At 45.1% G+C, this 11,129-nt stretch carries 10 protein-coding genes; 3 read left to right on the top strand and 7 right to left on the bottom strand.

All coding sequences use genetic code 11. From position 1 onward, the window contains the following. On the top strand, positions 1 to 195 hold a 195-nt coding region (locus tag I2E70_RS06075; protein WP_195423973.1), incomplete at its 5' end, for a tyrosine-type recombinase/integrase. A 110-nt stretch (positions 196 to 305) separates the two neighbouring features. Here I2E70_RS06075 and rpsI read toward each other — a convergent pair. The 5 genes from rpsI to rlmB form a co-directional block, all read right to left on the bottom strand. Then, entirely contained in the window at positions 306 to 698 is a 393-nt protein-coding gene (rpsI, locus tag I2E70_RS06070; RefSeq protein WP_002893764.1) for a 30S ribosomal protein S9, read from the bottom strand. Between the two features lie 18 nt (positions 699 to 716). Further along, positions 717 to 1,163, bottom strand: coding sequence for a 50S ribosomal protein L13 (gene rplM / locus I2E70_RS06065; RefSeq protein WP_002876943.1), 447 nt, complete (start codon positions 1,161 to 1,163; stop codon positions 717 to 719). Positions 1,164 to 1,315: 152 nt separating this feature from the next. Beyond that, complete coding sequence (locus I2E70_RS06060) at positions 1,316 to 2,179, bottom strand: DegV family protein (RefSeq protein WP_195423971.1); 864 nt, start codon at positions 2,177 to 2,179, stop codon at positions 1,316 to 1,318. After that, on the bottom strand, positions 2,179 to 2,691 hold the full coding sequence (locus I2E70_RS06055) for an NYN domain-containing protein (protein ID WP_003004212.1): 513 nt from the start codon (positions 2,689 to 2,691) through the stop codon (positions 2,179 to 2,181). Before I2E70_RS06055 ends, I2E70_RS06060 begins: the two co-directional genes overlap by 1 nt. A gap of 18 nt (positions 2,692 to 2,709) precedes the next feature. Next, entirely contained in the window at positions 2,710 to 3,438 is a 729-nt protein-coding gene (rlmB, locus tag I2E70_RS06050) for a 23S rRNA (guanosine(2251)-2'-O)-methyltransferase RlmB (protein WP_031576142.1), read from the bottom strand. Positions 3,439 to 3,534: 96 nt separating this feature from the next. On the opposite strand from rlmB, the gene I2E70_RS06045 reads away from it, so the two are divergent. Both I2E70_RS06045 and I2E70_RS06040 read left to right on the top strand, forming a co-directional pair. Continuing rightward, on the top strand, positions 3,535 to 4,497 hold the full coding sequence (locus tag I2E70_RS06045; protein ID WP_125334922.1) for an aromatic acid exporter family protein: 963 nt from the start codon (positions 3,535 to 3,537) through the stop codon (positions 4,495 to 4,497). A gap of 114 nt (positions 4,498 to 4,611) precedes the next feature. Next, entirely contained in the window at positions 4,612 to 7,842 is a 3,231-nt protein-coding gene (locus I2E70_RS06040) for an LPXTG-anchored zinc carboxypeptidase (protein ID WP_195423966.1), read from the top strand. 327 nt (positions 7,843 to 8,169) lie between these two features. On the opposite strand, the gene I2E70_RS06035 is transcribed toward I2E70_RS06040, so the two are convergent. Both I2E70_RS06035 and I2E70_RS06030 read right to left on the bottom strand, forming a co-directional pair. Then, on the bottom strand, positions 8,170 to 9,837 hold the full coding sequence (locus I2E70_RS06035) for an alpha-glucosidase (RefSeq protein WP_195423963.1): 1,668 nt from the start codon (positions 9,835 to 9,837) through the stop codon (positions 8,170 to 8,172). Between the two features lie 66 nt (positions 9,838 to 9,903). Next, a complete protein-coding gene (locus I2E70_RS06030; RefSeq protein WP_003010064.1) occupies positions 9,904 to 11,034 on the bottom strand; it encodes an ABC transporter ATP-binding protein in 1,131 nt (376 codons plus the stop codon). Positions 11,035 to 11,129: the final 95 nt, after the last annotated feature.

The raw sequence follows: 11,129 nt of genomic DNA, 5'->3' as shown, positions 1-11,129 counted from the left end.
GAACTCGCACATGCAACCCCTCATAAATTACGACATACAGGAGCTACACTCGCTAAACAGGCTGGAACCTCTATGGAGGCTATTTCTGAAGCACTCACTCATAGTGATACGATTACAACTAAGACTTATGTGAACACTTCAAACGTAATCCCAATGGCTGTTGGAGAAATTGCCTTTCGTAATCTTAAAAAGTAATGGTGTGAATTTGGTGTGAAAAGTGGTGTGAATTTTGCTAAAAATCATCAAAAAAACACTCCATGGTGTGAACCATGAAGTGTTTCGAAACGTTGATATAATCGTATTGATTAACGTTTTGAGAATTGTGATGCTTTACGAGCTTTCTTAAGACCTGGTTTCTTACGTTCAACTTTACGTGAGTCACGTGTAAGAAGTCCTGCGCGTTTCAATGAATCGCGGAAGTCTGGGTCTACTTGAAGAAGGGCACGAGCAATACCATGACGGATAGCTCCTGCTTGACCTGCGTATCCACCACCTACAACGTTAACGAAAACGTCGTATGAACCTGCAGTTGAAGTAACTGCGAATGGTTGGTTGATTACAAGACGAAGGTCAGCGTGTGGGATGTACTCTTCAACATCTTTTTTGTTAACAGTGATTTTACCAGTTCCTGGAACAAGGCGAACGCGTGCAACAGCGTTTTTACGACGTCCAGTACCTGCATATTGTGCTTGTGACATACTTTATTGTTCCTTTCCTTAGATAAGTCCTGAAATATCAAGAACTTCTGGTTGTTGGGCAGCGTGAGTGTGCTCAGCTCCAACGAATACTTTCAATTTCATACCTTGAGCGCGGCCAAGAGTATTGTGTGGAAGCATACCTTTAACTGATTTCTCGATCAAACGTACTGCATTTTTAGAACGAAGTTCACCAGCAGAGATTGATTTCAATCCACCTGGGTGGTTTGAGTGAGTGTAGTAGATCTTATCAGTTGCTTTTTTACCAGTCAATTTAACTTTTTCAGCATTGATAACGATTACGAAGTCACCTGTATCAGTGTGAGGTGTGAATGTTGGTTTGTTTTTTCCGCGAAGCACGCTTGCAACAACTGCTGAAAGGCGTCCAAGAGGTACATCAGTTGCGTCAACAACGTACCATTTGCGTTCTACTTGGCCTGGTTTAGCCATGAATGTAGTTTTGTTCATGATTTCTCCTATATGAATGTCGTTTTTGTTTACAGGGCGGATGTTCCGGTCCGCAGGGTATTTGAAAGGTTCCGGGGCCTTACAAATGGGGTAAACAATACCGCCTACTATTGTATCAAAATTCTAAGATAAAAGTCAACCGATTTGGAAAATTATTTGCGATTTTCTTTTCCTATGACAAATCCGATCAAGGAATTTGGGCCGACGTGGGCGGAGATGACTGGTCCAAGGGGCGTTACAAGGACTTCGTCGATGCCTTCAAGCGCAAGCATTTCTGCCTTCAACGCTTCGGCTCCTTCTAGATCGTTTGTATAAGAGACCAAGGCTGTGCTTTCACCGATATCGGTTTTGATCAACTCCAGTAATTCTCGGACGGCTTTTTTGCGTCCACGAACTTTCGTAATGGGCACTAATTTCCCTTCTGCATCAATCCAGAGAATGGGCTTGATGCTGGCTAGACTTCCCATGATCGCAGCGCTCTTTGAGAGGCGACCACCACGCATGAGGTGGTAGAGATCATCGACGAGGAAATAGGTCCGCAGTTTTGGAGCTAGAGCCATGATCTCTTCTTTGGCTTCTGCTAATGAGCGACCCGCATCGCGCGCTGCTACTGCCCGCATGACCAGGTAGCCCTCTCCAATCCCAGCAGCCTTCGGATCGACAATCTCGATCACGGCTTCCGGGTAGTCTTCTAAAACCAGGTCTCGTGCCATGACTGCACTCTGATAGGTCCCAGATAAGACCGATGAAAAGGCTACATAAAGTACAGCTTTTCCATCTTTTGCAAAGTGCTTAAAGGTCTCCTGAAATTGGCCCACATTGACCTGACTGGTTGTCGGTTTGGCTCCATTTTTCATGGCTTCTAAAAGCTCAGGGCTGGTCAATTGACCTTCTCCTACTGTCTGGTAAACCGTCCCATCTAACTCAATGGTCAAACCCAGAATGGTTACCTGGTGTTCCTTGGCCCAGTTTTGGTCCAAATCTGCGGTCGAATCGGTTAAAATAGCAAATGTCATTACTTGTCTCCCATCATTTCTTGTAATTGTCGCAATACTTCGTGATCGAGTGGTCGCATGGGTGGTTTTTGATCGTTGACCACTCGCTGCGCCTGGTTGAGGTTTCCTTTGACGACTGCGACCCGTTTTTCTAACTCTCTGGCAGATACCCGAAGAGCTCCTTGAGCAAATACGGTCCATTGCTCATTTAAGTCACTGGTCGCTACCGAAACTTGGTGGAGGGGCGTATTAAGCTCTGCCGCCAAGCGCTCGATATAGTCATCTGCCGTCTCATCCTCACCGGTAAAGACCACCTGAACATTGAACTCCTCATAGGTCTGCCGCACTCCTGGCATATACTGGGCATCAAAGACACAGATGACTTCGATCCCTTCAAAGCTAGCATAGTGGCTCAGTTTTTGCAGGAGGATGTTGCGGGCTGCATCGAGCTCACTTTTTTGAAAGAGCTGGCGGGTCTCCTGCCAAAAGGCAATCATATTATAGCCGTCAACCAATAAGATTTTTCGTTTCATATCATTGCCTTTCTAGGATTATAGTCGATTGCGAAAGACCTCATACATAAGGATGGCTGCTGCCACACTGGCATTGAGGCTTTGCACATGACCATTCATGGGAATGGTAATCATCTCATCGACTTGCTTTTTGATGTTGGCTGAGATTCCTTTTCCTTCATTGCCAATGATCAAGGCTAACTTGCCTGCCGTATTCCACTGGTGCGATGGCGTGCCGTTCATGTCGGTTCCAAAGACCCAGAAACCCTCTTCCTTTAGCTTGTCTAAGGTTTGGCTAAGATTGGTCACACGCGCAATGGGAATGTGTTCCACTGCTCCGGTAGAAGTTTTAGAAACCACTGGGGTTACCCCGACTGCCCGGTGCTTAGGAATGATGACTCCTGATACATTGGTCGCATCAGCTGTCCGTAGGATAGATCCAAGATTGTGCGGATCTGTTAAACCATCGAGAATCAACAAAAGCGGGTTCTCTTCTTGGGCTGTCTGTTTCAGAATCGCTGCCAAGTCTGTGTAAGCAAAGGCTGCCACACGAAGAACGAAGCCTTGGTGAACAGCTCCTTCTGTCATTTCCTGCAGGGTTTTCTTTGGCGTCCAAGAAATCGACACCTTCTTTTCAGCTGCTAAGGTCTTGATCTTATCGACATTTTTTCCTCGGAGGTCTTCTTGAATATATAATTTATTGCCTGTATTGGCTTGTAAAGCCTCGGTGACTGCATGGACACCGTATACGATATCGTTATTTTCCATAGAACTAGTATACCACAAGAAAGGAGGATGAGGCCAATTCATGATATAATGAAATGAAATCTATCTCAGCGAAACCAGCAAAATAGAAAGGAAGCCATGCCTCTTTTTCAACGAACCATCAAGCTCACCTTGGCCACCTGTTTAGCAGCTGCCCTTGCTTATGCTCTGGGCTTGACCTATGCCATCTCAGCTGGCGTCATTGCCATCTTGAGTATCTCTGATACGCGTCGCAGTACGATCAAGCAAGCCTATCAGCGTTTTATGTCGACTTTGCTGGCCCTTGTGATCGGAAGTCTCGCTTTTTCCTTTTTTGGCTTCAACCTTTGGGCACTGGGAGTCTTTATCGCTCTCTATGTTCCATGCGCCTTTCTAATGGGCTGGCAGATCGGCATCACCCCTAGTACGGTCCTCGTCACCCATCTCTTGATTGAGCAGTCTACTTCCTGGGGGCTCTTGCTCAATGAACTTGCCCTCTTTTTAATAGGAACCAGCTTTGCCTTACTAGCCAATCTCTATATGCCCTCTCACCAGGCAGCGATCGATCACTATCATGATGTTGTCGAAGACCAACTAAAGAAGATTCTTGCCCGTTTTGCGGAATTACTTGGTAAAGGGGATGGTCGCAACGATGCCCGCTTGATCAAGGAATTGGATAGTATCCTAAAGGACGCTTTAAATCTGGTCTATCTGGATCATTCTAACCACCTTTTTCACCAAACCAACTACCACATTCACTACTTCGAAATGCGCAAGCGCCAAAACGATATCCTGCGGGATATGGCAGAAAACGTCAACCGCTGTCAGTTAGCAGCGAGTGAAAGTATGATCTTGGCTCAACTTTTTAAGAAGACTGCGCAACAGTTAAGTCAGGAAAATCCTGCCCAAAATCTTCTAGATGATATTACTCAGTATTTGGCGATCTTCCGCGAACGGCCCTTGCCCAAGACCCGGGAAGAATTTGAAACACGCGCCACCTTGCTCCAATTGTTAAGAGATTTAGAAACCTTCATTCAGGTCAAGGTTGATTTTTACCAACAATTTCATCAGGAGACAGAATAGACAGAGAAGCCCTTGCGAAATGCAAAGGCTTCTTTATTGCGGGAAATGTTGAAAACGCTTTCCTAAAATGGTATACTGGAGTAGGAAAATAACTTTTTAAGGAGGGTCTTCTATATGAAGTCTTCGTATAAGAAACATTTGTACACTACGACACTCAGCCTCTCAGCTGCTGTCTTGCTTTCTGTCATCGGTCATGGCCAAGTATCAGCCGATAGCTTAGAAGCGCCTCAAACAGAGCCAAGTACGGTCCTTGAAGCGGCACCCGCTACTGAGCAAGCTGTGACAGCTGAGACTGCCAGTCCTGCTACAGCTGAAAAAGGAGACACCGCAGCCCCTGCCACTTCTGCAGAAGCAACAGCGACTTCTGATGTGGCTTCTACTACAGAAGTTGCGCCAACCGCTAGTCCAAGCACTACCCGTGCGACAACGACCGCTGACCAAGCGACACGATTGGCTGATAGCACCATTTATCTCTCTGAAAAGAGTACGATTGATGACAAAGTCCAAGAAAAAGCTCAAGCTGCTGGCAAGATCAACTGGACCTTAGACAATAAGCCTCTCTCTGAGTGGAAAACTTGGGATATGGAGACAGGAACACTAAGCAAGGATCCATTCCTTACCATCACAGAGACCGCAAACGGAAATGATCTGGATCTCCACATCGACGTGCAGGATCTCTTTGGTGAAGATCTTAGCCTTCGGAGCCCAAATAATATCCGCCGGACTTATCGCAACTACATCGGCAATCATGAGCTGGTCGGAACCAATGCAGACTTGGGTGTGACCATCAATAAAACTCTTGTTTTTCGACCTTACCAAGACTACCATACACATGAAGAGATGCTAGCTGCTATCGAAAAATCCAAGGAAGAAGCGAAACCCGATCGTTTAGTGCAGCTGGAAACCCTTGGCAAGAGTGCCCAAGGCCGGGATATGAAGATGGGGATCGTGAGCAAGGACCAAGCCAGCATCGATCACTACCTGTCTAGTACCAACCCTACAGCTTTGACTAAGCCAAGCGAAATGCTGGCCGCACTAAAAGACAAGACCTTGGATTACAAATTACCTGTCTTAGTCCACAACACCCACGCGGATGAACAGCCAGGCATTGATATCATCACAGGCCTCTTCAATACCTTTGCGACCAAGGAAAAGGTGACCTTTAACACCACAGATGAAGCTGGAAATGCTAAAACAGTCACGCTAGATATTCCAAGCTTGCTCAATAAATTCATTTTCTTATTTGACTTCACGGAAAACCCAGATGGGGATGCTCTCAACCTGCGGGCCCTAGCAAACGGGCTCGATCCAAACCGGGATGCCAGCTACCAAACCAACCCTGAAGTTCGCACGGTTATCCAAATGATCAACAAATGGAATCCGATCGCTCTCTACGACTTACACGGTTTTATCAAAGAATTCTTGATCGAACCTGCAACGCCACCACATGATCCGAACTTCGAATACGATCTTCTGTCAGACCTGATGCTAGAAAATGCCCATCATATGGGACGGGCAGGAGTTGCCAATTCTAAATACAATAGTTACATCATTCCAAAACTGGATTGGGGCGATGGCTGGGATGACTCCTTCTCTGGCTATACAGGGGTTTATGCTGTCTACCATGGTATCTTAGGTCATACCATTGAAATTCCAGAAGGAAATGAAGAATCCTACAAAGCAGGTCGCAATGCTGTCCTAGGAGGAATTGACTTCCTTAACCAAGATCCGGACCGTCTCCTTGAGATGCGTCTCAACTTCTACCTGCGTGGTCTCAATAGAACCGAAGATCCAAAAGCCGAAAATGAACTGGTTGGCCCAAATGGGGAAATCGTTGGACGTGTGAAAAACAGTCGTCCGAAATTCTTCCCAGACTACTACGTCATCCCAATGAGCCTCGACAAAGACAACGATGCCCAAGAAGCCTTCAATATGATCGACTACTTCAAACGCAATGGTGTCCTCGTTAAGGAACTCAAAGAAGATATTGGCAACTATAAAAAAGGGGACTTAGTCATTGACATGGCCCAAGCCAAACGGGGCTATGCCAACCATATTCTCTACAAGGGCTCCAACGAATCTGCCTGGGCTGCGATGTACGCAGAATTGCTGGTTAACTTCCCAGATATGAGAGGGTTCAAGTCCGAACCTGTCTTTGCGGATGGTCTTTTCAATGGAAAATTAGGGGAAGTCACCACTACCCGTGCGACTCGTACTTCTGAGATCGATCCAAAAGCTCCTTACTATGTGATCGCAAATACCTCAGCCAGTGCCGTTAAAGCGGTTAACCAGGCTATTGCACAAGGAAAATCCGTCTACCTAACAGACGATGGCTACATCGTTGACCGCGATACCTTTGCTTCGCTCCTGCCAAACTATGCCATTTATGGGGATGCCCTCTACAAGGTACCAAGCGGACCAACCTTGAAACCGATGAAGGTCTACTCTCCAAACTACCACTATAATTGGGCTGGAGTCGATGCGCCTGCTCATACTAGTCTGGTCCTTGAAAAATTAGGCTTCCAAATCGTCAATACGCCAGAAGAAGCGGATGTTGTTATTTTGGAAAGCAACCGCTTTGATGCTTCCATATTTGGTAAGAAACCAACTCTCGTCATCGGCGGGGAAGCCATGCAGAAACTGGAAAAATTGGGAGTTCTTGCAGGATTTGACGCTGAAAAATTAAAAGGCGGTAGCGACTACGAAGGCTTGATGAAAGCGATCATTGATGATCAGGATCCATTGACCAGCGGATACAAGAAGAATACCCTCTTCTACTCCAACTCAGGAAACTGGATTGAAAAGGTTCCAGAGCATTTCAAAACCTTGATGAGTATCGCTCCGAGCGACTACTACATTGCTGGCTGGTGGCCACATAACGATGTTCTAGCCAACAAAGTCATGGCGATCTCTGGAGAACTCATGGGACAACCACTCTTTGTCTATGCAGGAAATCCAACCAACCGTCAACACCCTGTCCACTTCTTCCGCTGGGTAACCAATGCGATCTTTGGCAGCAAATTGGCTAGCTTGATGGATTACGTTCCAGCTAAAGAACCAGATCAAGTGGTGGTTCCAATTCATAACCAAACAACCACTCCACAGCCAATCTTGGCCAAGAAGGACACTCCTAAAGTGCTCCTTCCACAAAAAGAAACAACTGTGGAAAATGGAGAAAGCGTGCAAGCTTTGACTTACCAAGTAGGACAAAGCTTCCAAGAAAGTCCAGCTAAGGCACAATTGCCACAAACTGGAGAAGACACAACCGCACACTTCATTCTTTCAGGCTTCTTGTTAGCCGTTAGCGGAGGCTTCCTCCTCTTGAAAAAGAAAGAAGTTGAGTAAGTTCCAGGTTTAGACTTGGATGACACGAAAAGAACCTTCGCAGACGCGAAGGTTCTTTTTGGAGATAAAATATCTTTCAAAACTTTCCTTAGGTGAGTACGGACGTCAGCGAACTTCTTCGAAGTTCCATGACTTAGTTTTGAGCCTAAGGTCTCAAAACTCCCGAGTGTTTGAAACAATAATGTTTCAAACACTTTTCTCACAGCGGAAAGTTTCAGTTTATACTTGACTGATTCTAAAGTATAGAAAACTTTTATAATGTTCTCCAGAATATTTAATGAACATACTATTCTACATTAAATCCTAACACTGATGCAAAGTTTCTCCTTATTCCACCAATTCCAACACAACCGTTTGGTAAGGAGCTAATTCTAGCACTTGGTCTCCTTCTTGGAATAATCCTGCTGTATTATTTAAAACGACTGTTTTAATCGGAGCTGGCAACTCCAAGGTAGCCTGGCGATTTTGGAAATTGCTGACAACCAAGAGACGCTTGTCCCCACGGCGTTCGAAGGCAATGATATTCTCGCGGTCCCGATAAGCTGGGATCATATCTCCAAACCGGATGGTATTCCCATAGAGGGGATGGCGATACAAGGCCGTCAGCTGACGGTAATAATTCAAAATAGAATCTGGATCCTTTTCCTGATCTTCCACATTGATGGCAACATCTGGTTTGGGACTGATCAACCAAGCTGACCCATCGCTAAAGCCCAGACCTGGCTCTGCTGACCATTGCATGGGTGTCCGTGCATTGTCCCGGCTGTATTTGGCAATCGCAGCTAATGCTTCTTCCTCACTCAAACCAGCTTCTTTAGCCACATGGTAGCCATTGATGGTCGCGATATCATCAAAGTCCTCAACTGATTCAAAGATTTGGTTTTCCATCCCAATTTCTTGGCCTTGATAGATAAACGGAATTCCCTTGCGCAAAACCTGAATGGTCCCCAGGGCTTTTTTACTGGTATCGTTTACTGGACCTTCCACAATATAATGGGACACCCCACGAGGCTCATCGTGGTTTTCAATGATCGTCGAGAGAACCCCAATGCTATCCGCGCGCTCATGCGCTTGGAAAATACTTTCCTTGAGTTCATCTGCTGTTGGAAGACTATGGTCAAACCAGCCCTTTCCTTCCTGCCCTAAGCAGGTTTGTTTGAAATCAAAGATCGATGAGAAAACGCCATCTTTTCCAATGAAGAAATGCAACTCTTCGTCGGTTTCATTGAACACTTCCCCTACTGTGAAGGCATTGTACTTGGCGAAGGTTCGCTCATTTAACTCATGCAAGAAAGGTTCAATCGATTGGGCATTCACTAGAGACTCCAGTACTGGGACCAAGCCATTTTCGCGATCAGACGGAAGCGAACGCCATTCTAGATCTTTTTTGATATTGATAATAGCATCGATCCTAAAGCCCGCAATTCCCTTGTCCAACCACCAGTTGATCATCTTGTAAATTTCTTCGCGCAAGACAGGATTTTGCCAATTAAGGTCTGGCTGATCCTTGTGAAAAGAATGGAGATAGTATTTGTTGGTGCCAGGAACTGGTTCCCAGACACTGCCTCCAAAGTAACTTTCCCAGTTGTTGGGTTCCTTGTCACTTTCGATGAAATAAAAGTAATCTGCATAAGGGCCATCTGGATCTGATAGAGCTTTTTGGAACCACTCGTGATGACTGGAGCAGTGGTTAACCACCAAGTCCATAATGATAGAAATGCCCCGCTTCTTACCTTCAGCAATTAGCTCCTCCATATCTTCCATAGTTCCAAAAACAGGATCAATGGCATAGTAGTCTGAAATATCATAGCCCTGGTCAATAAACGGACTCTTGTAAATAGGCGATAACCAGAGAATGTCAATTCCTAAGTTTTGAAGGTAATCGAGTTTCTTCGTGATTCCTTTCAAATCCCCAACGCCATCACCATTGCTATCTTTAAAGCTTTTTGGGTAGATCTGATAAGCGACCTTCCCCTTCCACCAGTCTTTTTCCATGTTTTGTCTCCTTAAAATGAAAGAGACTGAGACATATCGTATCAGTCTCTACAGTGTCAGTAGGTATTAGTATACTGTTTTTTCAGTTTCTTTGTCGAAGAAGTGAGCTTTGTTCAAGTCAAATCCAAGTTCGATGGTTTCACCAGTTCCAAGGTAGTCACGTGCATCTACTTTAGCGATGAATTCGTTGTCACCAACTTGGCAGTACAAGTGAGATTCTGAACCAAGCAACTCAGATACAGAGATGGTTGCTTTCACGACTGATTCTGGGAATGTTTCAAGGAAAGCAGCTTCTGTATTCACGTCTTCTGGACGGATACCAAAGATCAATTCTTTACCATCATAGCCTTTTTCTTTCAAGACTTTCAAAGCACCTTCTGGAACTTTCAAGTTCAATCCATTGGCAACGATGTGTCCACCTTCCAATTTCACGTTAATGAAGTTCATGGCAGGGCTTCCGATGAATCCAGCTACGAATTTATTCACAGGGTTCTTATACACTTCTTGCGGAGTACCGATTTGTTCTACACGTCCGATAGTACCTGTACCAGCTGGGTTTTTAGTAGCAGACATGATAACGATACGGTCAGCCAATGTCATCGCTTCTGTTTGGTCGTGAGTTACGTAGATCGTTGTAGCTCCGATACGACGGTGGATTTTCGCAATTTCAGCACGCATGGATACACGAAGTTTCGCATCCAAGTTTGACAAAGGTTCGTCCATCAAGAATACTTTTGCATCACGGACAATAGCACGTCCCATGGCTACACGTTGACGTTGACCACCAGAAAGGTCAGCTGGTTTACGATCCAAGAATTCTTTCAAGCCAAGGATTTCAGCTGCTTCTTGTACACGTTTGTCGATATCTTCCTTGCTGTATTTACGCAATTTCAAACCAAATGCCATGTTATCGTACACAGTCATGTGTGGGTAAAGAGCGTAGTTTTGGAATACCATGGCGATATCACGGTCTTTAGGTGCCACGTTGTTTACAACAGTACCATCGATTGAACATTCACCTTCTGTGATATCTTCAAGACCAGCGATCATACGAAGAGTCGTTGATTTACCACATCCTGAAGGACCTACGAAAACGATAAATTCTTTGTCTTTGATGTCCAAGTTGAAGTCTTCAACTGAGTAATGTTCGCTATTTGGATATTTTTTATAAATGTGACTAAGATTCAATTCTACCATGATGGTACTCCTTTGATTTTTATAGTTCTATTGTAAATGAAAACGTTTTACAAATCTATGGCAAGTCTCACAAAAAAGAAAAAGAGTTTTGTGCA

Origin of the sequence: Streptococcus parasanguinis, assembly GCF_015556095.1 — a bacterium.
GTDB lineage: Bacteria > Bacillota > Bacilli > Lactobacillales > Streptococcaceae > Streptococcus > Streptococcus parasanguinis_Q.
This window is presented reverse-complemented; position numbering and strand designations above follow the sequence as displayed.